Here is a 20,982-nt window from a genome sequence, read left to right as displayed (position 1 = left end):
GCCCCACACAAGGGGCCGGGGAAACAGAACCAGGGGCCTCGGCTCCGCAAACGACAAGGACAGACCATGAACGCCACTTCGCTCCGCATCGCCGCCGCCGCTTTCGCCGCCACCGCCGCGGTCGCCGTGCTCACCGGCTGCGGTGACAGCAAGGGCAGCTCGCCCGCCGCGCCCGCGCCGTCCTCGGCGCAGCCGGCCGCTCCGGCGGGGAAGTCGGTCGCTTCGGTCGACGGCAAGGCCTTCGACGCGAAGTTCGACACCACGTGCGCGAAGCAGGGCGGCACCCTGGCGCTCGCGCTGACCGACACCGCGAACTCCGCCTACGGCAACCTCACGGTGAGCGCGACCATCACCGGCGACGACACCGTGCAGGCGGTCGGGATCGCGGGTAGCAAGGGCGGCGACAACGGCCTGCCCTACGCGGTGGGCTTCGGCAACGGCATGCCGGGCGGCTCCGCCAAGGTCGTCAAGGACGGCAACACCTTCAAGGTCACCGGCGAGGGCGTGGGCGCCCCCGACCTGACCAACCCGCTGGCCGCCCCGAAGACCTCGAAGTTCGACATCACCTTCGCCTGCTCGTCCATCGTCGGCGCCTGATCGCCGCATGCTCTCCCGGTCCGCCCCGTCATCCCGCTCGAACCACAGGGATGACGGGGCGCGGCGAACCCTGAAACCACACACCGAAAAGGAAATGTCATGAAAAAGATCCGTCTGCTCGCCCTCGCCCTCGGTGCCGCCGCGATCGGCTACTACGTCTACCACGCCGTCACCTACGTCCCCACCAGCGACTGGGAGCCCTCTGGAATGGGCTGGCTCGGCTTCGAGATGGCGTTGCCGATCATCGCGTTCACCCTGGTCCCCATGGTCTTCGCCTTCACTGGCGAAGGGATCATGAGCGCCTTGACCGGCCGCAACAGCGCGGAGTTCCGTGACGGGCTCACCGGCCTGGGCACCGTCCGGTCGGTGCGGCAGACCGGCGTCACCGTCAACGACCAGCCGCAGGTCCACATCGAGTTCAGCGTCGAAGGCGCGGACGGCAAGATGTTCCACTCCTCCGCGAAGATGATCGTGCCGTTCACCGAACTGGCCCTGCTGCGGGCCGGGGTGGTGCTTCCGGTGCGCTACCTGCCCGGCCGCACCGACCGAGTCGAGGTCGACCTGTCCGGCGACGCGTCCGCCGCGCAGCACGCGATGAACGAGTCGCTGATCCGCAAGGGCATGACCACCCGGCGCAAGCTCGACATCGCCGAGCGCGGCATCGCCACCCAGGCGGTGGTGCAGTCGCTGTCGGTCACCGGCACGATCCGCGAGGGGCACTCCGAGGTCGAACTCGGGCTGGTGGTCACCCGGCCGGACGGCTCCACCTTCGCCACCCGGGTGACGAAGTTCCTCGCCCCGGCCGGAGTCGCCCAGGTGCAGGTGGGTCGCATCCTGCGGGCGCACTACCTGCCCGAGGACGAGAGCGAGGTCGTCATCGCCCTTCCGGTGAACGCCTGATGGGTGGGCCGGACGAAATCCGAGCCGGTCCCACCGAGAACGAGGCAGCCGTCTTCCGACACCCATGCCGCGCCGATTCGAGATCATCGAACCGGCGCGGCTTTCGTCTGTTCCCAGGTCTGGCGGTCCGGCAATTTGAGGGTTACCTAGTTGGGCGGTTGTTCACTTTGCCGTCCCTTCCGGATTGTCCGGATGGTTTACCGTGCGGCCATCGGCCCAACCCAGGAGTCACCGTGAGTCTGCAGCCACTCGCCCTTTTCGTGAAGCACGACGGACAGTCGTCGCGCGCCGCCGTGACATGTGAGTACAAGTGCGCGAACGCGTGCTTCCACGAGACGCCGAACACCTCCTCGGGCGCCTATTTCGGTGACATCGTCAGCTCGCTGAACCGGCGCGGGCTGATCAAGGGCGGCGCGGCCGCCGTGCTCGCGGTGGGCGCGGGCAGCGTGCTCGCCGCCTGCGGTGACGACGAGCCGAAGGCGGCGGTGTCGGCCTCGCCCGCGGGGCCGCCCGGAACCGGCACCGATTTCACCGCCGTCGCGCCGAACAAGGAAGACGCCGTGGTGATCCCGGACGGCTACGAGCAGTCCGTCGTGATCCGCTGGGGCGACCCGCTGTTCCCGGACGCGCCCGCCTTCGACTTCGACAAGCAGACCGCCGCCGCGCAGGCCAAGCAATTCGGCTACAACAACGACTTCGCCGCCCTGTTGCCGATCGAGGGCCAGGCCAACGGCTACCTGCTCGTGGTCAATCACGAGTACACCACCAGCCCGCACATGTTCCGTGGCTACAACAAGGACGCGCCGACCGACGAGCAGATCGCGGTCACCATGGCCGCCCACGGGTTGACCGTGGTGGAGGTCAAGGGTGAATCCGGCTCCGGCAAGCTCGTTCCCGCCTTCGGCAAGTACAACCGCAGGATCACCGCGACCACCGAGTTCAAGTTGACCGGTCCCGCCGCGGGCAGCGAGTTCGTGAAGACCTCGGCCGATCCGACCGGCACCAAGGTGCTCGGCACATTCGCCAACTGTTCCGGCGGACTGACGCCGTGGGGCACCGTGCTGTCCGGCGAGGAGAACTTCAACGGCTATTTCGCCAACGGCGACAAGGTGACCGAGTCCGCCGCCGCGGCCCGGCTCAAGCGCTACGGCTTCGCCGCGGGCAAGACCGCCAACCAGTGGGAGCGCGCCGACAAGCGTTTCGACCTGGCGCAGGAACCCAACGAGGCCAACCGATTCGGGTACGTCATCGAGGTCGACCCGTGGGATCCGAACTCGACGCCGATCAAGCACACGGCGATGGGTCGGGTGAAGCACGAGGGCGCAACCATCTACGTCACGAAGAACGGCGACGTCGTCTCGTACACCGGTGACGACGAGAAATTCGACTACATGTACAAGTTCGTGTCCTCGCGCAAGATCCAGTCGGGCACGGGCGCGGCCAGCATGCGGCACAACCTGACCATCCTGGACGCGGGCACCCTCTACGTCGCCAAGCTCACCGGCGATCACGCGGACAAGATCGACGGCACCGGCGCGAAACCCTCGGACAAGGGTTTCACCGGCACCGGCCAGTGGATTCCGCTGCTGGAGACCGGCGCGGACGGCAAGGGCAAGTCGCTGGTCGACGGCATGAGCGCGGAAGAAGTGGCGGTGTTCACCCGCCTGGCCGCCGACAAAGTGGGCGCTACCAAGATGGACCGCCCGGAGGACTTCGAGGCCAACCCCTACACCGGCAAGGTGTACGTGGCGCTGACCAACAACGACAACCGCGGCGCGGAAGGCAAGCAGGGCCCGGACGAGGCGAACCCGCGCAAGCTGAACAAGAACGGCCAGATCCTGGAGATCGACGACAACCACACCGGCACCACGTTCACCTGGTCGCTGCTGCTGGTCTGCGGTGATCCCGCGGCGGCCGACACCTATTTCGCCGGATACGACAAGTCCAAGGTCAGCCCGATCTCCTGCCCGGACAATCTGGCCTTCGACCCGTACGGCAACCTGTGGATCTCCACCGACGGCAACGCGTTGAAGTCGAACGACGGCTTGTTCTCGGTGGTGCTCGACGGTCCGAATCGCGGCCAGACCAAGCAGTTCCTCACCGTCCCGCGCGGTGCGGAGACCTGCGGCCCGGTGGTGAGCGAGGCGCGGGTCATGGTGTGCGTGCAGCATCCCGGCGAGGCCGACGACGCCACTCCGGACAACCCGTTGTCGCACTGGCCCGACGGCGGAACGGCTCAGCCGCGCCCGTCGGTCGTGGCGGTCTGGAAGAAGGCAGGCGGCCGCATCGGGGTCTGACGACCACAGCCGCGGCGCCCCACCGGCCCCCTGCAACCACGGCCGACCACCCTCCGCGGCTTTTCCCACGGGTGGAGCCGCTACTCGACTGGGCGAGTAGCGGCTCCACTCTCATCCGCTGCCGGTGACGCCGCTCATGTTCGCGAACCGGGCGAAATCGCCTTGGGCGCCGCTGTAGACGTTGAGGTCGACGCGGCCCGCTATGCCGGGGATGGTGCCGCTGTCGGTGGTCTGCCAGAACGTCCACGTGGACCAGCCGCCGGGGACTTCCGGTTGGGCGTTGCCGCGATAGTCGGCGATCCAGAGCGGGTAATCGGCGAACTCGGTGGTGTCGGCCATCGCGGTGCGCCAGAAGTTAGGATAGGTGTAGACGATCGGGACTCGGCCGGTGAGCGCTTCCACGGTGTTCAAATAGCGGCGAGTCCAGTCGATCAGGGCCGCCGGGCCGAGACCGCCGGTGTGTTCCAGGTCCAGCACCGGCGGCAGGTCGAGCGGTCCGTTCTGTCCCAGCGCCACCGCCGCGTACATGGCGGCTTGCGGTTCGGGCGGCAGGTTGGGCCGGGCGTAATGGTAGGTGCCGCGAGCCAGGCCGGCCGCGCGCATCAGCAGGCTGTCGGGCACGAAGTACGGATTGATGTAGTTGAGCCCCTCGGTGGCCTTGACCATGGCGAAGTTGTGGCCGGAACGCTTGACCGCGAACCAGTCGATCAGGCTTCCGTCGGTGTGCTGCCAGGAGGAGACGTCCGGACCGGTCGGCGCGGCGGTCGCGGGTAGCGCGGTGGCGAGGATGCCGGACAGTGCGATCAGGGGCAGCGCCGCGGCGCGGCGAGTGGTCGACCTCCAGGTGTCCATGCCGCACGACGATAGCCATTCGCTCTGGCTGTTACCAGTGTGACGGGTGGGATGTCTGACGTGTCCTCAGCCGAGCCAATCCAACACCGAGGCCGCCGTCCACGACTGCTGCATGCTGCCGAGAGGTTCGCCGGTGAACGGCTCGTAGTACTCGGCGAAACTGCCGTCGCTGGCCTGCCGCAAGCCCTCGGCGCGCAGCATGAACGAGCGCTCGGCCCAGCCGCGCCGGGCGAAGACCCAGGAGAACAGCCAGCTCATCACCGGCCACACCGGGCCGCGCCAGTACTCGCGGGAACGGAAATCCTTGGACACCGGCGAAGTGGAGGGCGGCAGCGCGTAGCGCAGATCCGGATGCCCGCAGAAGCGCGGGCCCTCGAACAGGCGCAGCAGAGCGCGCTCGGTGTCGCGGGGAAGACCGCCGCACAGCAGCGGCGCGAACATCGAGAGCGTCTCGGTGTTGATCCACCGCTGCAACCGCACGTCGAAGTCGCGGGCCGCGCCGGTGCGGGCATCGGCCGTCGCGACGACGCCGGCGCGAAACCGGTCGGCCCAGGCGTAGAGATCGCGCACGTCCGCGTGCGGCTGCTTGTACTCCTCGCCGATATTGGCGAGCACCTCGCAGGCCAGCGCGAAGATCCCGGTGACGAACACATCCTCGACGGCGAAGCTCATGGTGGAGGCGAGCTGGTAGTCGTCGTAGCCCGCGCGGCGCATCTGCTCCACCAGCCACAGATAGCGGTCGTACTCGCGGTCGGTGGGGCGCTGGGTCGGATCGGAGACCACCAGCACGTCCTCCCGCCGGTAGGGCGGCAGGTCGCCGGGCACTACGTGCTCGTAGGCACGATCCCAGCGCGGCGAGTTGTCCATCCCGGACTCCCAGCCGTGATACAGCGTGATGCGGCCGGTCTCCTTGGGATCGCGGGCATGCGCCAGCCAGCGGTGCCAGCGCACCAGATCCGGCCAGCGCCGGTTGAGGAACTCCTCGGCCACGGCCCTGGTACTGCGTCCGTGCCTGCGCGAATGATCCAAGATCCGCTGCACCGCGATCGCGTGCACGGGCGGTTGGGTGATCCCCGAGGTGTCCGGGCCGTCCGGCGCGTTGACCGCCAGCTTGCGGCACTCCCAGCGGGCCGGGCCGGGAAAGTAGCCGTCCACGCCGTTGGCGAAGACGATGTGCGGGATCATGCCGTTCTTCCACTGCGCCGAGAGCAAGGTGTCCAACTCGACCACCGCCCGCTCCACGCTCAGCGGCGCGAGCCCGACCGCGACGAACGCCGCGTCCCAGCTCCACATGTGCGGGTACAGTCGGGGCGCCGCGCTGGTCATCGTGCCCAGATCGTTGCCGCGCAGCAGGTAGGCAGCGCGGGCCGCGAGCTGGGTGGGGGTGAAGCCCGGATGTGCCATCCCCCTATTCTGCGATGTCACCCGCAGATATGCCCGCTCAGCGGTGTCCGTTTCGTCCCCATCCGATCGGCCCGTGGCCGGTTCTTGTTCGGCGGTTCTCACTTTCGCACGCCCCGTCCGTGATTCGCTGCTCGAGATTCTCACCTCGATTCAGCCTGCATCGCTAGTCGTTCGTCCAGTGCTACCGCTTTTTACGCCTTCTTTCCCCAGCCGGTTACGGTGGGGCCCATGACTTCCGCCGCGAGCCCGAAACCGACCGCGTTGATCACCGGCGCCAGCCGCGGCCTCGGCGCCGCGATCGCCCGCGCGCTCGCGCCCACGCACGACCTGCTGCTCGGCGCGCGATCGGCGGAGTCGCTGCGCGGCATCCTGGCGGAGTTGCCCACCGCGCAGGGCTGGCCGGTGGAGTTGACCGACTACGCCGCGCTCGCCGAAGCGGCCGCGCCGATCGGGAGCCTGAACGTGCTGGTGCACAACGCGGGCATCGCCGATCTCGGCACGATCGCGGAATCCACCGTCGATCAGTGGCGAAACACATTGGAAGCCAATCTCGTCGCGGTCGCCGAACTCACCCGCCTGCTGCTGCCCGCGCTGCGGGCGGGCCGAGGCCACGTGGTGCTGATCAACTCCGGCGCGGGGCTGCGCGCCAACGCGGGCTGGGCCTCCTACGCGGCGAGCAAGTTCGGGCTGCGCGCTTTCGGTGACGCGTTGCGGCAGGAGGAGCCGGAATTGCGGGTGACCTCGATCCACCCGGGGCGCATCGACACCGATATGCAGCGCGAGATCATCGCGGGCGAGGGACGCGAATACCGGGCCGAGGACTTCCTCACGCCCGAGACGGTGGCCTACGCGGTGCGTTCCGCCATCGATACTCCGCGCGACGCGCACCCCACCGAGGTCGTGCTCCGGCCGTACTGATCCCGGACGCACCCGGCGGCGCTCGCGCGGCGGAAGCGTTCGCTCAGCTGCTCCCGCCGCGCTGACCAGCCGTCAGGCGACGATGTTCACCAGGCGGCCCGGCACCACGATCAGCTTGCGCGGCGCCGCTCCGTTGAGCAGCGCGGCGATCTTCTCGTCGGCCAGGGCGGCCGCCTCGATCACCGCGTTGTCCGCGTCGGCCGCCACCTGAACCCGGCTGCGTACCTTCCCGTTGACCTGGATCGGGTACTCCACCGACTCCTCGACCAGCAGCGCCGGATCGGCGACCGGGAAGGGGCCGTGCGCCAGTGAAGCGGTGTGGCCCAAGCGTTCCCACAATTCCTCGGCGATGTGCGGGGCCAGCGGCGCCAGCATCAGCACCAGCGGCTCCACCACCGAGCGCGGCGCGCCGTCCGGGTAGCTCTTGGTCAGGTGGTTGGTCAACTCGATCAGCTTGGCGCCGGCCGTGTTGTCGCGCAGCGCGGCGAAATCCTCGTCCACACCCGCGATCGTCTTGTGCAGCAGGCGCAGCGTCTCGCCGGTCGGCTCGGCGTCGGTCACCCGCAGCGCGCCGGACTCCTCGTCGACCACCAGACGCCAAGCGCGCTGCAGGAAGCGGTGCGCGCCGACGACGTCCTTGGTCGCCCACGGCCGGGAGGTGTCCAGCGGACCCATGGACATCTCGTAGAAGCGGAAGGTGTCCGCGCCGTACAGATCGCACATCTCGTCCGGCGAGATGGCGTTCTTCAGCGACTTGCCGATCTTGCCGTACTCCTGGCGCACCGGGATCTCCGCGCCGGTGGCGTCGGTCCAGAAGAACTTGCCGTCGCGCTCGACCACCTCGGCGGCGGGCACGTACGCGCCGCGCTCGTCGGTGTAGGCGTGCGCCTGGATGTAGCCCTGGTTGAACAGCCGCCGGTACGGCTCGCTCGCGGACACGTCACCCAGGTCATAGAGCACCTTCTGCCAGAACCGGGCGTACAGCAGGTGCAGCACCGCGTGCTCGACGCCGCCGACGTACAGGTCGACGCCGCCCGGATCGTCCGGTCCGCCGACGTCGGTGCGCGGGCCCAGCCAATACGCCTCGTTCTCCTTCGCGCAGAACGTTTCCGCGTTCGTCGGGTCGGCGTAGCGGATCTCGTACCAGGAACTGCCCGCCCACTGCGGCATGACGTTGGTGTCGCGGCGGTAGCGCTTCGGCCCGTCGCCCAGGTCCAGTTCGACTTCCACCCAGTCGGTCGCCTTGGCCAGCGGCGGGGACGGCTCGGAATCCGCGTCGTCCGGATCGAAGGTCACCGGAGCGAAGTCGTCCAGCTCCGGCAGCGAGACCGGCAGCATCGACTCCGGCAGCGCGTGCGGAGCGCCCTGCTCGTCGTACACGATCGGGAAGGGCTCACCCCAGTAGCGCTGACGGGCGAACAACCAGTCGCGCAGTTTGTACTGGATGGTGCCCTTACCGTGGCCGTCGGCCTCCAGCCGGGCGATCATCGCCGCTTTGGCCTCCTCGACGGACATGCCGTCGAGATAGCCGGAGTTCACCAGCACGCCCTCGCCCGCGTGCGCGCCCTTCGCCAGGTCGCCGCCGCTGATCACCTCGACGATCGGCAGCCCGAGGACGGACGCGAACTCCCAGTCGCGGTGGTCGTGCCCGGGAACGGCCATGATCGCGCCGGTGCCGTAGCTGCTCAGCACGTAGTCGGCGATGAAGATCGGCACGGCCTTGCCGTCGGCCGGGTTGATCGCGTAGTTGCCCAGGAAGACGCCGGTCTTCTCCTTGTTCTCCTGGCGCTCCAGATCGGACTTGGCCGCGATCGACTTGCGGTAGGCCGCGACGGCGTCGGCCGGGGTGGCGGCGCCGCCGTTGGTCCAGCGCGGGTCGGTGTTCGCCGGCCACGCGGGCGCGGTGAGCTTGTCGACCAGCTCGTGTTCCGGCGCGAGCACGACGTAGGTGGCGCCGAACAGGGTGTCGGGCCGGGTGGTGAAGACCTCGATCTGCTCGCCGTCGGCGTCGAACTTCACCTGCGCGCCGCGGGATCGTCCGATCCAGTTGCGCTGCATGGACTTCACGTTCTCCGGCCAGTCCAGCCGGTCCAGGTCGTCGACCAGCCGATCCGAATAGGCGGTGATGCGCATCATCCACTGCCGCAGCCGCTTCCGGAACACCGGGAAGTTGCCGCGCTCGCTGCGGCCGTCGGCGGTGACTTCCTCGTTGGCCAGCACGGTGCCCAGGCCGGGGCACCAATTGACCACCGAATCGGTCTGATACACCAGCCGGTGCGAGTCCAACAGCGCGCCGCGCTCGGCCGCCGACATCGTGTCCCAGGACCGGCCGTCCGCGACGGCCCGCGCGCCGGAGGCGAACTCGGCCGCCAGCTCGGCGATCGGGCGGGCCCGGTTCAGTTCGGTGTCGAACCACGCGTTGTAGATCCGCAGGAAGATCCACTGCGTCCAGCGGTAGTACTCGGGATCGGTGGTCGCGAACGAGCGGCGCCGGTCGTGGCCCAGGCCGAGGCGGTCCAGCTGGCGCTGCATCGTGGCGATGTTCGACTCGGTGGTGTCGCGCGGGTGCGCGCCGGTCTGCACCGCGTACTGCTCGGCGGGCAGGCCGAAGGCGTCGTAGCCCAGGGCGTGCAGCACGTTGCGGCCGTGCATCCGGTGGTAGCGCGCGAAGACGTCGGTGGCGATATAGCCGAGCGGATGCCCGACGTGCAGGCCCGCGCCGGACGGGTACGGGAACATGTCCTGGATGAACAGCTTGTCGGCCGGGGTGGGGCCGGCCAGCGGCCCCACGGGGTTCGGCGCGTGGAAGGTTCCGCGTTCGTCCCACGTCCGCTGCCACCGGCGCTCGATGCGGCCGGCAAGCTCCGCGTTGTACCGGTGCTCTGGTACATCGCTTTCGGTTGCACGTGTGTCTTGCACGGTCCTGCCTTCTTGTGGTCGCCGATCCCCGACAAACTTCGTCTATCAGGGTAGAACGTCCCCTCCGATGGACCGGAAATCGGGCTGGCCTGGACTTTGCGGACGTGTCCGCCGTCGCACCGCCCGTCGGCGGCGCGGCGGCACCGATGCGCTAGCCTGCATGGGTGTTCGTCGTCGCTCTCGTCCTGTTCGTGCCGGCCGTCGTGGCCGTCGCAACCGGCGCACTCGGACTGACCGGCCGGTTGCCCCGCAATCGTTTCTTCGGCGTCCACACCGAGGCCGCGCTGTCCACGGACGAGACCTTCCGCGTCGCCAACCGGGTCGCCGCGCCCACCTCGATCGCGGCCGGAGCGCTGCTGTTCGCCGGTGGACTGGTCGGGCTGGCCGCGGGCGGCGTGGTCTCGCTGCTGGTCGCGGGCGTCACCGCCGTGGTCGCGTTGTTCACCCTCGGCGCGGGCGCGAACGCCGCGGCGCAGGCGGCCGCCGCCATCGCGCCGCCCCCGGAGACCGGTGGCTGCGGCAACTCCTGCGGCGCCTGCTCACTCCGCGACGCCTGCCAACCGGCAGGCTGAGGTCGGCCGCACGCGCCGGGCCGCGGTCGGCCAGCCCATAGCCGCGCGCATTCGCAGCGTGCCGAGCACGACGAGGCTCACTCCATGTCTTCCGCACACGGCGGCGGTGCGACACTGCGCGACAGCGGGCTGCCGACCGGAGTGATGTAGAGCACGCACAGCAGTACCGGCGCGGTCCCGGCGTTGCGGGCCACGTGCGGGTAGCGCGGCCCGCGCGGTTCCCGGAAGACCCGCCACCGCCGATAGGCGACCGGCGCGCAGTCCGCGCCGGGGTGATCCAGGGTTCCCCGCGCTACCAGCACGAACAGTGTCCCGTCGTGGTAATGCCACCCGCTGGTGCCGCCGGGCTCGATGAGCGTCTGGCGCAGGATGAACGCCCATCGCCCCACGGCGAGCCGGAACAGCACACGACTCGCGGTCCCGTGCGCGGGCGCCGCGTTGACCTCGAATTCGCCCCACATCCCTCGATCGAATCACCTCGGACAGGCCGCTCCAAACCTCCCGACGTGCACAGACGGCGGATCTCCTGCACAGGACATCCGGTCCGCGAGTCGTTGTCGAGGCACGGCCCCGAATTCAGCGGGCGTGCGTCGAAAGCGCTTGGAGAACCGCGTGGTCTGCGGAGGGATCGCCGACGGCGATCCGCGCGCTGCCGTCCGGATAGGACTTCGCGGCGATCCCCGCGCGGCGCAGCGCGGTGACGGTGCCCGGCCCGGGGATGTACAGGAAGTTGGCGCGACTTTCCGGTATCGCGAATCCGCGAGCCATCAGTGCGGCCCGGAGCGCGTCCCGCTCCTCGGTGATGCGGAAGGTGCGCGCGGCGAGCTCGGGTTCGGCGGCGTAGGAGGCGGCGACCGCGGCCACCGCTGCCGCGCTCATCCCGAAGGGGAGTTGCAGCTTGCTCACGTGCGCGATCAGCTCGGGCCTGCCGAAGGCGTAACCGATCCGCAGCCCGGCCAATCCGTACGCCTTCGAGAAAGTCCGCAGGACGAGCAGGTTGGGGTGTTTCGCGATCAATGCCAGCGGGTCGATGTACTCCGCCGCCCCGAGGAACTCGACGTACGCCTCATCGAGAAGCACCGGGACACGGGCAGGCACGTCGGAGAGGAACGCCTTCAACTCGTCCGCCGGAAGCACCGTTCCGGTGGGATTGTGCGGACGGCACACCACGACCAGTGCGGTGCGCCGGTCGACGGCATGCCGCATCGCCCGCAGGTCCTGATCGCCCGCCGCGTTCAGCGGCACCGGCACCGCCTCGAGCCCGGCCATCTCGGCCATGATCGGATACCCGTCGAACGTCGGCGCGCTGTAGACGATCTCTTTTCCCGGCGTGGTGAGCGTCTGCAGGATCTGCAGGGCCACGCCGGTCGCCCCCGAGCCGACCACCACCTGATCCGCCCGAACACCCACATGCCCGGCGATCAGCGACGGCAGCCGACGCGGCAGGAACTCCGGGTATCGGTTGGCCTGAGCCAGCGTCATGTGCACCGCCCGCAGCACCGAAGGCAGCGGTGGGAACGGATTCTCGCTCAGGGTGAGGTCGAAGCGGGGCGGCACCCGGGATACCTGGTGCCGGCGAGAGGGCCGGGTGCCGTCGACGACGCGCACGCTCATCGCGCGGCTCCCCAGCGAACGGCGGCCGCGCCCGCGAAGTCGCCCGCGTGCGCGAACCCGGCCAGCAGCACCAGCGATCCGTTGGGCAGCCGTCCCGCCCGGTTCTCCACGTCCAGTGTCACCGGGATGCCCGCGGCGAACAGGTTGCCGCAGGAGTCGAAGGTGTCGGGATGCCGCTGCGCGGGCAGCTCCAGCGCGTCGTGCCAGTTACGCAGGAACAGCCGGTTGGGCTGATTGGTGACGAACGTGTCGACGTCGCGTCCACGCACGCCGAGCCGATCGCACACCGCCAGCGCCACTTCCGGAACCAGCCGGTTGCCCCGGGCGAACACCTTGGTCACCTTGGACTCGGTGAAGCTGACGCACCCTTGGCCCTCGCCCGGCTCCCAATACTTGCGCTCGCCGTTGGTGGAGAACTCCATGTCTCCGGCGAACTCGGGATAGGTGCGGCATTCGACGTCGAGAATCGGCGCGCTGTCGTCCTTGCGCAGCAGCCCCACTCCGCAGCCGTCGCCGGGCACCGGGGCCTGGGCCAGCTTGCGGATCTCGGTTTGGGTGAACACCGGTCCCGCGCAGTTCTGCGTCGCCGCGATCAGCGCGGTGCGGGCCGGGGTGGTCTGCAAGATCATGCGGGCCATCGCCATCATGTGCACGAACGCGGCGCATCCGCCGTTGTGCACGTCGTAGACGTAGGACGGACGGATGCCGAGCCGGCGCGCCACCTCGGGGCCACAGCCGAGCACCGGGTTGTCCGGCAGCTGGGTGTGCGTGATCAGCACGTCGACCTCGGCGATCGCGTCGGCGCCGTTGCGCTCGATCAGCGGTGCGACGGCACGTTCGACCATGTCCACGGCGGTCTCGTCGCGCCCCACGTGGTGGCGGCCCTTCGGCGCGCGGAACATGACGTTCTTCGCCATCCGGTCCGAGCGCGCGAATTGCGTGAAGTACTCGGTGCCGACCGGCTCGCCGGGCAGATACGAGGCCACGTCGACGAGACTGACCTGCGGCAAATTCTGGGTGCTCAATGCCATCTCATTTCATCCAGTCGGGCTTGATGGGCAGGTCGTGCGCGGCCCGGTACTCGCAGATGGCCTTGAGGTTGTCCATCTCCAGCTGATGACCCGCCGAGAACATCTCCCAGAAGTCGCCGACCCACACCGGCCGCTCGGGCGGCGCGGTCTCGGGGTAGGGATTCGCGTCGTAGAAGGGGTGCTTGCAGTTCATCCACAGCACCACCGACCCCGGCTTGTCGAACACCACTCGCGCGTCGATCACCCGCAGCAGGTAGATCATCCACAGGTGCCGTGACTGGTCCCAGGCGCAGTGATAGTCGACGGTCATGGCGTCGGGGTTCGCGATGGTGCGGGTGTAGATCTCGGTCTCGTCGCCCAGCCGGTCATAGGCCAGCCACAGTCCGGGTTCGTCGGTCTCGACGAACCCGCGCATGCTGTAGGTCCACTCCTCCAGCGACCTGGTGTCGGCGAGGTATTCGTACACCTCTCGGGGAGGCGCGGCGATATAGCCCTGCACCGGACAGTAATCGCCGTAGATCTGGTCATGCGGATACACCGACCGCAGCATGTCCATGATGATCGGCGTGGTCGCGTCCTTGTCGGAGTTCTCGATGCGGAGCACGCCCGGCACGGCCTGCTCCGGGATGTCACTGAGGGCAGGGAGGGAACTTGTCGTCACGGGGTACTCCTTCGGGTTGTGCGGGGCGTTCAGTTGTGGCTGCGGGTTCGCTCCACGGTGGTCAGGAACGGCAGGAACGGCGGGATCTCGTCGGGATCGCACTCGATCGAAAGGAACGACGGTCCCTCGGTTTCCAGGCAGTGCCGCAGCGCGGCGGCGAGATCGCCGACGGTGTGCACCGAGAACGCGGGCAGGCCGGGGAACATCGCGGCGATGCCCGCGCCCAGGTAGGCCGGGCGGAATCGGTTGAAGCTGTAGCGATCCCGGTAGTACAGCTGCTCCCTGGTCACGCACATGGCGTGCGCGTTGTTGTTCAGCACGACGAAGGTGACCGGAAGGGCGTGCTCGATCGCGGTGTGCAACTCCATTCCGTGCATGTAGAACGACCCGTCACCGGCGATGACCACCGTCCGGCGGACGCCGTCCGCTCGCGCGAAGGCGGACCCGATGCCCGCGCCGAACGCGTACCCCATCCCGCCCATGCCGAGGGCGACCACAAACCGCCCGTCCCGCGGGACCCGGAGATGGTGCACGACGGCCGCGCCGGTGTTGCCCGCGTCCGCGAACACATCGGTGCCGTCCGGCAATACCGCGTCGATCGTCTCGACCGCTTCCCGATAACGCAGGCCGGGACCGGCGGAGGCGGGTACGCGCAGCGAGGTCAGCGGTTGCGCCGCGCGCACGCGTTCGGATCCGGTGCTGCCGTCGTCCAGTTCGTCGGCGAGTTGCGCGAGCGTGGACGAAAGATCGGTGCTGGTGGCGTGAATGGCGGGCAGGAAAGGCGGCGCCACACCGATGCTCGCGACCGTGCGTTCGGCGAGCGCGGTCTCCGAGCCTGCGCGGGCGGGAACCGGCATCCGGGTGCCGACCAGCAGGCACAAGGCCGAGGACCGGATGGCCGCCGCCAGTTCCGGGTGACCCATGCTGCCCGTGACACCGCAGAAGGCCGGATCGGTGTTGTCGTAGGTGTCTTTCGCGTCCGGCGCGACACCCACCGCGGCGTCCAGGGCGGTGGCCAGGCGGGCCAGTTCGGCGCGCGCGTCGTCGCGCGCGACCTGATCGCCGGCGATGACGACGATCTTGCCGGTGTGCCGGGCCGAGTCGAGCGCGGCGCGGACGCGGGCGATCCCGGCTTCGTCCGACCGATGCGTCCGCGGTGCGGGGCGCCACGGCGCCAGGTCGCCCGCGTCCGCCTGCTGCACGTCTTTGGGCAGCAGCAGCACCGCCGGGCCGCCGCGCCGGGCGGCCCGCACCGCCCGGTCCAGCCGATCCGGCAGATCGGCGGCGGCCTCCACGCGGGCGCAATAGGTGCTGACCGCGCCGAACAAGCGAACAGCGTCGATCGCGCCCGCGCGTCCGCTGGTGTCCTGGAACGCGCCGTTGCCTTCCAGGACGGTCGGAGGCTGGCCGACCAGTGCGAGCACCGGCACCCGCGAGGCGAACGATTCGGCCAGTCCGGCAACGAGATTCATCGCGCCGCCGCCCGAGGTCGCCGCGACCACGCCGAGTCCGCCCGTGCTGCGGGCGTACCCGTCGGCCATGGTGGCCGCCGAGAACTCGTGTTTGGCGACCACTCCGGTGACGTGCTCCGGCGCGTCGAAGATCGCGTCGTACAGGTCCTCGATATTGGCGCCGTCCACCCCGAAGATGTGGCGCACGCCCAACGCCGAGACCGCTCGCACCAGATGGTCCACCACCCGAGTCCGCATCCGTGCTCCTTTCCGCTGACGAAACATCGACTGCGTACAGGAGTGATACGGACCCGGCCGCCGGACGGTTCAACGGCGGGCCGAAAGTTATGGCGCCCCGCTTGCGTGTACGTATACATCTACGTATAGTCGGAGCATGCCCAACAAGACGATCTACGTTGCCGACGACGACCTCCCGCTCTTCCAGCGCGCGCAGGAACTGGTCGGCGGCAACCTCTCGGGGGCGGTGGTCACGGCGCTGCGCCGGTTCATCGAACTCGAGGAGGGCCGCCTGGAGGGTTACGACGAAATCGTGCTCAAAGTCGGTCGCGACGGCGTGCGTCAGGTCCGCTTCTCCGGCACCCTGCTAGGGGAGTGGCACGAGGTCAACGATACGCGGATCGAGCACGTCCAGGTGTATCGCAGCCGCAAGGGCAAATTCGTGATGCACGCCCAGTATTCGAACTGGGACGAATACCCGGCCGACGTGGGTGCGAAGTGGCTCAAGGACTGGCGGGACCCGAAGAGCTGGCGCCGCTTGCTCGGCGTCGGCCAGCAGGACTGGGGTGACTTCGTCTTCGTCGTCGTCGATTCCCTCGACGAACTGAAAGGGCAGTTGCCCGACAAGCTCTACCGGCGGGTGGTCGACGTGGCCGAGGGGCCGAAGATCGAAGACCTGGACATCTAACCGCCGCAACCGAATCGATCAGCACCGCATCCCCAAGGGGGCGGTGTGGACTACACATGCCCGAATTCGCATAGTCGCATGTATCTCAGAAGGGAAAGACCATGGTGAACGGCCATCGCACGCCCGCCGTCTCGGCGCGGGGCCTGCGTAAATCGTTCGGCGAGCAGGTGGTGCTCGACGGGATAGACATCACCGTCCCCGAGGGCACGGTCTTCTCGCTGCTCGGACCGAACGGTGCGGGCAAGACCACCACCGTGCAGATCCTGACCACGTTGATCACCCCCGACGCGGGCGACATCCGCATCGGCGGCCACGATCTGGCCGCCGAGCGCAAGCAGGTGCGCGCGCGGATCGGGGTGACCGGCCAGTTCTCGGCCGTCGACGAGCTGCTCACCGGCCGGGAGAACCTGCTGCTGATGGGCGATCTGCACCATCTGCCGCGGCGGGACGCCCGCAGGCTGGCGGAGAGCCTGCTGGAGCGCTTCGACCTGGTCGACGCGGCGGACAAGACGGTGGCCACCTACTCCGGCGGCATGACCAGGCGCCTGGACCTGGCCATGACGCTGGTCGGCGACCCGCGCATCATCTTCCTGGACGAGCCGACCACGGGGCTCGACCCGCGCAGCAGGCGAGCGATCTGGGACATCATCCGCGGGTTGGTGGACGATTACCGCGTCACGGTCTTCCTCACCACCCAGTACCTGGAGGAGGCCGACCAGCTCGCCGACCGCATCGCGGTGCTCGACCACGGCAGGATCGTCGCCGAAGGCACCGCGGCGGAACTGAAGCGCCTGGTGCCGGGCGGGCACATCCGCCTCGAGTTCGCCGATCGCCCGGCCCTCGCGGCGGCGGCCGACGCGCTCGGCGTCGCCGCCCCGGCGTCGGACGACGACGAGAACCTCACCCTCGCGGTGCCCAGCGACGGCGGCGTGAAATCGCTGCGCTCCGTGCTGGATCGGCTCGACTACGAGCAGATCGAGGTCGAGGGCCTCGCCGTGCACACCCCCAACCTCGACGACGTCTTCCTCACCTTGACCGGCCACCCCACCACCGAGAAGGAAACCGTGCGATGAGCATGTCCTACGCCCTCGCCGATTCGGCGACCATGCTGCGGCGCAATCTGCTGCACGCGAAGCGTTATCCGAGCCTGAGCTTCGGCGTCATCGTGATGCCCACCGTGCTGCTGCTGGTGTTCAACTTCGTCTTCGGCGGAGCGCTGGAGAAGTCCTCCGGCGGGAACTACATCGACTATCTCGCACCGGGCATGCTGCTGATGATTCCGGCGTACATGACCGTCTCGGTCGCGGTGTCGGTCGCCACCGACACGACCAAAGGCATCGTGAACCGGTTCCGCACGATGGACATCGCGCAGTCGGCCATGCTGACCGGTCACGTGGTCGGCGCGTTGATCCAAGCGCTGGCCGGCATCGCCGCGATGGCGGGCGTCGCACTGCTGATCGGCTTCCGCCCGAACGCCGACCCGATCGAGTGGCTCGCCGTGTTCGGGCTGCTCGCCTTGGTGATGTTCGCGCTCACCTGGCTGTCGGTGGCGCTGGGCCTGCTCGCGCCGAACCCGGAGAGCGCGAGCAACACGCCCTTCCCGCTGGTGATGCTGCCGTTCCTCGGCAGCGGCTTGGTCGGCACCGACACCATGCCCGCCGGATTGCGTCAGTTCGCCGAGTACCAGCCCTTCACCCCGTTCACCGAGACCATCCGCGGTCTCCTGATGGGCACCGAGATCGGCGACAACGCGATCATCTCGATCGTCTGGTGCGTCGGTCTCACCGTGGTCGGTTACCTGTGGTCGTCCTCGATCTTCCGGCGTCGGACGCGCTGAGCGAGTCGTGCGCAGGCGATCCCCCGCGAGCAGTGCCCGCGGGGGATCATCCGATCGGTCACACCGTGCCGGTGAGCAGCACCTTCCCGGAGTTGGTCGCGCGGATCTCGACCGCGCGGACCTGCTCGGGCGCGCCGTCGATGGTCCGGTCGATGGTCAGCTCGGTCCCGGGGCCCGCGGGCCAGGCGTCGAGTTTCTCCTGTTGACCAGTGGTGCGGGTGACGTACAACGCGAGCTCGGTGCTGTAGCGCAGCTGTTCGCCGGGCGGGTAGCTGCAGGTCATCACCACTCGCGTCCGGTCGCCCGCAGGGACGAGCTTGAAGCTCGCCGAGACCGGCGTCGGCTCCACCGGAGTCATCTGGCGTTCGACGAACGCCTGCTCGCTGGTGCCCGGCTCGGTCGACTGGTTCGATCCGGACACCGAGACGGCGATCGGGACCGCGATCGCCACCGCCGCCGCGGCCGAGGCCACCGCGATGCCGACCGACGTCCACCCGCTGCGCCTGCGGCGGCGTTCGGCCGCGTCGGCGAGTCGCGGGGGTGGCGGAAGGGAGGGCATCGGCGGTGGTGGAGGCAACTCCGGCGCAGGCTCGCCGGGGTGGGCGGGCGGCTCGATCATCGCGTTCGCGATGTCGGTGTCCACGAGAGCGAGCATTCCCGGCAGCCCGGCCAGTTCGGCCACGGCCGCGCGGCAGTCGGGGCAATCGGCGAGATGGCTCTCGTACTGCAGGCGCTCTTCGCGGGTGAGGGAGCCGAGCACGTACGGGGCGTCCCACGTGCTGTAGTCGTCGGTGATCTGCGTCACTGGTTCGTCACCCCCATCTCCTGTAATGCCAGGCGCAATGCGCGCATACCGTAGTGCATCCGGGACTTCACCGTGCCCGGCGGAACGCCGAGTTCCTCGGCGATCTGGTGTGTGGACAGTCCGCGATAGTAGGCCCGCACGATCACCTCGCGGTGATCGGCGCTGAGCCTGCCGAGCGCGTCCGCGACCAGCCAGCTGTCCAGCGCGCGGTCGGACTGGTCCGGGGCCGGTTGTTCGGGCGGACTGTCGGTGCGGACCTCGCGCCTGCTGCGGGCGCTGCGATGCTCATCCACGGCGAGATTGCGCGCCACGGTGAACAGCCACGCTCGCGCCGACGCGGTGGACTGGTCCAAGACGTTGGGCCGTTGCCAGGCCCGCAGCAAAGTCTCCTGCACGATGTCCTCCGCCCGTCCGGAATCCCGTACCAAGCCGAGCGTGTACCGCCACAGCGCGGTGGCGTGTTCGCGATAGAGAGCCCGCAGCAATTCGGACCGATCGTCGGGTCGACCTGTCTGGCCGCCTAGGTTGCGCACAACTGGGTACCTCTCCGCTCGAGTTGCGGGGCCGGTCGGTGGGCGCAGTCGACAAGTCACCCATGCTCTTGCCGGTTCAGTTGTCGTGTCTCATATCGTGTCTCCTTCGGTCCCTTCGAGGAGTACACGTGCTCAGTTGCGTTCGAGTTCAATCGGGTGTGTCGCCAGCAGGGACAGCGGCAGCGGCTGGCGGCGTAGCACATGCGCCCACAGGTCCGCGCGGCCGCTGCTGATCGGGTCGGACGGCAGTGCGGAGACCACCATCCAGTCGTTGTTCTCCAGTTCGCCTTCCAGCTGGCCGAAGGTCCAGCCCGCGTAGCCCGCGAAGATCCGGATGCCCTCGACGAGCGGGGCCACCCGCTCGGGATCGGCATCCAGGTCCACCAGGACGACGCGTCCGTCGATGCGGCGCAGGCCGGGGACGCCCTCGATCCGCGCGCCCACCCGGACGGTGCCCAGGCACAGCGCGGCGTCCCGTTTCACCGGGCCGCCGATGAACAGCGTGCGTGGCGCCGCGACCGCGTCCGTCCAGCGCGGCAGCACCTCGTGCACCGCGGTATCGCTCGGGCGGTTGAGCACGACGCCGAGACTGCCCGCCTCGTTGTGCTCGATGATGTAGACCACGGTGCGCCGGAAGGTCGGTTCCACCAGTTCGGTGGCCGACACCAGCAGCGTCCCGGCACGAACCACCTGGTCACCGTGCCGGAATTCACGTCGCCTGCGGCCACTGTGCCCGCCGCGAGTCTTGCGATCGTCCGGGTCTTCTGCGCGTGCCACTCCGACATCATCGCAGCTGTTCGCTCAGATTGCGCCTTCTGTGGCCGACTTCTGCGTTCCGGATTTGCCGAGCGGGCGGCGGACGCCCCGTCGCCCCGTCGCCGCGACATCGTAGAGTCCAGGTCATGGAACCGCCCGAGGTGCGCCTCGAGAACAGCGACACCGTGTACGACTTCTATCGCGATCATCGCCAGAATCGCCTACAGGCTTGGGGGGCTTACGCCATTCTCGGCCGCCGCTACCATCCCCGCGTCACCTACGCGGAGGGCGCGCGCGCAGCGCTCCGCACAGCGATCAGGCAGAACCGGCCGCTGCTCATCGCGATCAACCATCTCTCCGAGAGCGATCCCTACACCGTGGCCGCGGCCGCCTGGCGCAGCGGGCTACGGCGGGTGATCGGCCGGGTGCGCGTGCTGGCCAAGGACGAGTTGTTCGCCGATCCCGATCAGCGGCGCAAGATCGACATGATGGGCGGGATCCCGGTGTTCCGCGGCAAGGACCACGGCATCCGCGCGGTGAACGCCGCGGGCCAGCGCATGATGGACGTCTGCGCGGAGCGGATGGCCAGGGGCGACGGCATCGCGGTCTTCCCCGAGGGCACGTGCAACGACGTGGATCCGGCCCGCGTGCAAGCGGTGGGCAGCGGCATCGGGCACATCGCGTTCCGGGCGATGAAGCTCGGCGCCGAGCCCGTGCTGGTGTCCATGGCGCTGAGCTACGGGCCGCGCCACGATCCCTCGGTGCCGCCGACGAAGGAGGAGGCCAAAGGGGCCAGCTTCCACTTCGGCGTCCCGGTGCTCGAGCTGCCGCCGCGGCCCGGTGACATCGCCCGGCTGGTGCGCGCGGATCTGCAGAAGGCGCTCGACGCCGCCGTCGCCGCGTACTGACG

20 protein-coding genes are annotated in these 20,982 nt (G+C 69.0%); 9 read left to right on the top strand and 11 right to left on the bottom strand.

Translation table 11 applies throughout. The features are described 5' to 3' along the window. The first annotated feature begins 66 nt into the window (after window positions 1–66). From QMG86_RS30595 to QMG86_RS30585, 3 genes are all read left to right on the top strand, one after another. Window positions 67–597, top strand: a complete 531-nt coding sequence (locus tag QMG86_RS30595) for a lipoprotein LpqH (RefSeq protein WP_281876319.1) — start codon at window positions 67–69, stop codon at window positions 595–597. Between the two features lie 99 nt (window positions 598–696). Beyond that, the gene (locus QMG86_RS30590; protein ID WP_281876318.1) at window positions 697–1,497 is read left to right on the top strand and encodes a hypothetical protein; all 801 of its coding nucleotides are present in this window, start codon (window positions 697–699) and stop codon (window positions 1,495–1,497) included. Between the two features lie 233 nt (window positions 1,498–1,730). Then, window positions 1,731–3,794: a PhoX family protein gene (locus QMG86_RS30585; protein WP_281876317.1), complete on the top strand. Its 2,064-nt coding sequence runs from the start codon at window positions 1,731–1,733 to the stop codon at window positions 3,792–3,794. 111 nt (window positions 3,795–3,905) lie between these two features. Here QMG86_RS30585 and QMG86_RS30580 read toward each other — a convergent pair whose 3' ends face one another. After that, window positions 3,906–4,646 (bottom strand): glycoside hydrolase family 25 protein, encoded by a 741-nt coding sequence (locus QMG86_RS30580; protein WP_281876315.1) that lies wholly within the window; start codon window positions 4,644–4,646, stop codon window positions 3,906–3,908. 66 nt (window positions 4,647–4,712) lie between these two features. Continuing rightward, a complete protein-coding gene (gene ggh / locus QMG86_RS30575; protein ID WP_281876313.1) occupies window positions 4,713–6,050 on the bottom strand; it encodes a glucosylglycerate hydrolase in 1,338 nt (445 codons plus the stop codon). A gap of 228 nt (window positions 6,051–6,278) precedes the next feature. Between ggh and QMG86_RS30570 the strand changes: the two genes are divergently transcribed. Continuing rightward, window positions 6,279–6,968: an SDR family oxidoreductase gene (locus QMG86_RS30570; RefSeq protein ID WP_281876312.1), complete on the top strand. Its 690-nt coding sequence runs from the start codon at window positions 6,279–6,281 to the stop codon at window positions 6,966–6,968. A 72-nt stretch (window positions 6,969–7,040) separates the two neighbouring features. Here the strand turns inward: QMG86_RS30570 and leuS are convergent, their stop codons facing one another. Beyond that, a complete protein-coding gene (gene leuS / locus QMG86_RS30565) occupies window positions 7,041–9,887 on the bottom strand; it encodes a leucine--tRNA ligase (protein WP_281876311.1) in 2,847 nt (948 codons plus the stop codon). A gap of 164 nt (window positions 9,888–10,051) precedes the next feature. Between leuS and QMG86_RS30560 the strand changes: the two genes are divergently transcribed. After that, complete coding sequence (locus QMG86_RS30560; RefSeq protein ID WP_281876309.1) at window positions 10,052–10,459, top strand: SdpI family protein; 408 nt, start codon at window positions 10,052–10,054, stop codon at window positions 10,457–10,459. A gap of 77 nt (window positions 10,460–10,536) precedes the next feature. On the opposite strand, the gene QMG86_RS30555 is transcribed toward QMG86_RS30560, so the two are convergent. The 5 genes from QMG86_RS30555 to QMG86_RS30535 all read right to left on the bottom strand — a co-directional run bounded on the left by QMG86_RS30555 (window position 10,537) and on the right by QMG86_RS30535 (window position 15,474). Continuing rightward, window positions 10,537–10,920 (bottom strand): cupin domain-containing protein, encoded by a 384-nt coding sequence (locus QMG86_RS30555; protein ID WP_281876307.1) that lies wholly within the window; start codon window positions 10,918–10,920, stop codon window positions 10,537–10,539. Window positions 10,921–11,035: 115 nt separating this feature from the next. Beyond that, complete coding sequence (locus tag QMG86_RS30550) at window positions 11,036–12,073, bottom strand: aminotransferase class I/II-fold pyridoxal phosphate-dependent enzyme (RefSeq protein WP_281876306.1); 1,038 nt, start codon at window positions 12,071–12,073, stop codon at window positions 11,036–11,038. Continuing rightward, the gene (locus QMG86_RS30545) at window positions 12,070–13,104 is read right to left on the bottom strand and encodes a 3-oxoacyl-ACP synthase III family protein (protein ID WP_281876305.1); all 1,035 of its coding nucleotides are present in this window, start codon (window positions 13,102–13,104) and stop codon (window positions 12,070–12,072) included. Before QMG86_RS30545 ends, QMG86_RS30550 begins: the two co-directional genes overlap by 4 nt. 1 nt (window position 13,105) lies before the next feature. Continuing rightward, window positions 13,106–13,765 (bottom strand): SRPBCC family protein, encoded by a 660-nt coding sequence (locus QMG86_RS30540; RefSeq protein ID WP_281876304.1) that lies wholly within the window; start codon window positions 13,763–13,765, stop codon window positions 13,106–13,108. Between the two features lie 29 nt (window positions 13,766–13,794). Then, the gene (locus QMG86_RS30535; RefSeq protein ID WP_281876303.1) at window positions 13,795–15,474 is read right to left on the bottom strand and encodes a thiamine pyrophosphate-binding protein; all 1,680 of its coding nucleotides are present in this window, start codon (window positions 15,472–15,474) and stop codon (window positions 13,795–13,797) included. 136 nt (window positions 15,475–15,610) lie between these two features. Here QMG86_RS30535 and QMG86_RS30530 point away from each other — a divergent pair, with 136 nt between their 5' ends. The 3 genes from QMG86_RS30530 (at window position 15,611) to QMG86_RS30520 (ending at window position 17,978) form a co-directional block, all read left to right on the top strand. After that, window positions 15,611–16,141 carry an EXLDI protein gene (locus QMG86_RS30530; protein ID WP_281876302.1) on the top strand — a complete coding sequence of 177 codons (531 nt, stop codon included), beginning with the start codon at window positions 15,611–15,613 and terminating at the stop codon, window positions 16,139–16,141. 101 nt (window positions 16,142–16,242) lie between these two features. Further along, window positions 16,243–17,214 (top strand): ATP-binding cassette domain-containing protein, encoded by a 972-nt coding sequence (locus QMG86_RS30525; protein WP_281876301.1) that lies wholly within the window; start codon window positions 16,243–16,245, stop codon window positions 17,212–17,214. Further along, window positions 17,211–17,978 carry an ABC transporter permease gene (locus QMG86_RS30520; RefSeq protein WP_281876300.1) on the top strand — a complete coding sequence of 256 codons (768 nt, stop codon included), beginning with the start codon at window positions 17,211–17,213 and terminating at the stop codon, window positions 17,976–17,978. Before QMG86_RS30525 ends, QMG86_RS30520 begins: the two co-directional genes overlap by 4 nt. A 58-nt stretch (window positions 17,979–18,036) precedes the next feature. Here the strand turns inward: QMG86_RS30520 and QMG86_RS30515 are convergent, their stop codons facing one another. From QMG86_RS30515 to QMG86_RS30505, 3 genes are all read right to left on the bottom strand, one after another. Then, window positions 18,037–18,783, bottom strand: a complete 747-nt coding sequence (locus QMG86_RS30515; RefSeq protein ID WP_281876298.1) for an anti-sigma factor family protein — start codon at window positions 18,781–18,783, stop codon at window positions 18,037–18,039. Beyond that, a complete protein-coding gene (locus QMG86_RS30510; protein WP_281876296.1) occupies window positions 18,780–19,316 on the bottom strand; it encodes a sigma-70 family RNA polymerase sigma factor in 537 nt (178 codons plus the stop codon). Before QMG86_RS30510 ends, QMG86_RS30515 begins: the two co-directional genes overlap by 4 nt. 132 nt (window positions 19,317–19,448) lie before the next feature. After that, window positions 19,449–20,093: a YqgE/AlgH family protein gene (locus tag QMG86_RS30505; protein ID WP_281876294.1), complete on the bottom strand. Its 645-nt coding sequence runs from the start codon at window positions 20,091–20,093 to the stop codon at window positions 19,449–19,451. Window positions 20,094–20,218: 125 nt separating this feature from the next. On the opposite strand from QMG86_RS30505, the gene QMG86_RS30500 reads away from it, so the two are divergent. After that, a complete protein-coding gene (locus QMG86_RS30500; protein ID WP_281876293.1) occupies window positions 20,219–20,980 on the top strand; it encodes a lysophospholipid acyltransferase family protein in 762 nt (253 codons plus the stop codon). The last annotated feature ends 2 nt before the right edge of the window (window positions 20,981–20,982 follow it).

Source organism: Nocardia sputorum, assembly GCF_027924405.1.
Lineage (GTDB): Bacteria > Actinomycetota > Actinomycetes > Mycobacteriales > Mycobacteriaceae > Nocardia > Nocardia sputorum.
The sequence above is the reverse complement of the archived record's forward strand: the minus strand, read 5'-3'. Positions and strand labels throughout refer to the sequence as shown.

Excerpts from the sequence above, each read along its gene's own strand:
- QMG86_RS30535 (WP_281876303.1), bottom strand. The coding sequence starts at position 15,474 with ATGCGGACTCGGGTGGTGGACCATCTGGTGCGAGCGGTCTCGGCGTTG.
- QMG86_RS30590 (WP_281876318.1), top strand. The coding sequence starts at position 697 with ATGAAAAAGATCCGTCTGCTCGCCCTCGCCCTCGGTGCCGCCGCGATC.
- QMG86_RS30520 (WP_281876300.1), top strand. The coding sequence starts at position 17,211 with ATGAGCATGTCCTACGCCCTCGCCGATTCGGCGACCATGCTGCGGCGC.
- QMG86_RS30595 (WP_281876319.1), top strand. The coding sequence starts at position 67 with ATGAACGCCACTTCGCTCCGCATCGCCGCCGCCGCTTTCGCCGCCACC.
- QMG86_RS30550 (WP_281876306.1), bottom strand. The coding sequence starts at position 12,073 with ATGAGCGTGCGCGTCGTCGACGGCACCCGGCCCTCTCGCCGGCACCAG.
- QMG86_RS30555 (WP_281876307.1), bottom strand. The coding sequence starts at position 10,920 with ATGTGGGGCGAATTCGAGGTCAACGCGGCGCCCGCGCACGGGACCGCG.
- QMG86_RS30525 (WP_281876301.1), top strand. The coding sequence starts at position 16,243 with ATGGTGAACGGCCATCGCACGCCCGCCGTCTCGGCGCGGGGCCTGCGT.
- QMG86_RS30545 (WP_281876305.1), bottom strand. The coding sequence starts at position 13,104 with ATGGCATTGAGCACCCAGAATTTGCCGCAGGTCAGTCTCGTCGACGTG.
- QMG86_RS30500 (WP_281876293.1), top strand. The coding sequence starts at position 20,219 with ATGGAACCGCCCGAGGTGCGCCTCGAGAACAGCGACACCGTGTACGAC.
- QMG86_RS30530 (WP_281876302.1), top strand. The coding sequence starts at position 15,611 with ATGCCCAACAAGACGATCTACGTTGCCGACGACGACCTCCCGCTCTTC.
- ggh (WP_281876313.1), bottom strand. The coding sequence starts at position 6,050 with ATGGCACATCCGGGCTTCACCCCCACCCAGCTCGCGGCCCGCGCTGCC.
- QMG86_RS30580 (WP_281876315.1), bottom strand. The coding sequence starts at position 4,646 with ATGGACACCTGGAGGTCGACCACTCGCCGCGCCGCGGCGCTGCCCCTG.
- QMG86_RS30570 (WP_281876312.1), top strand. The coding sequence starts at position 6,279 with ATGACTTCCGCCGCGAGCCCGAAACCGACCGCGTTGATCACCGGCGCC.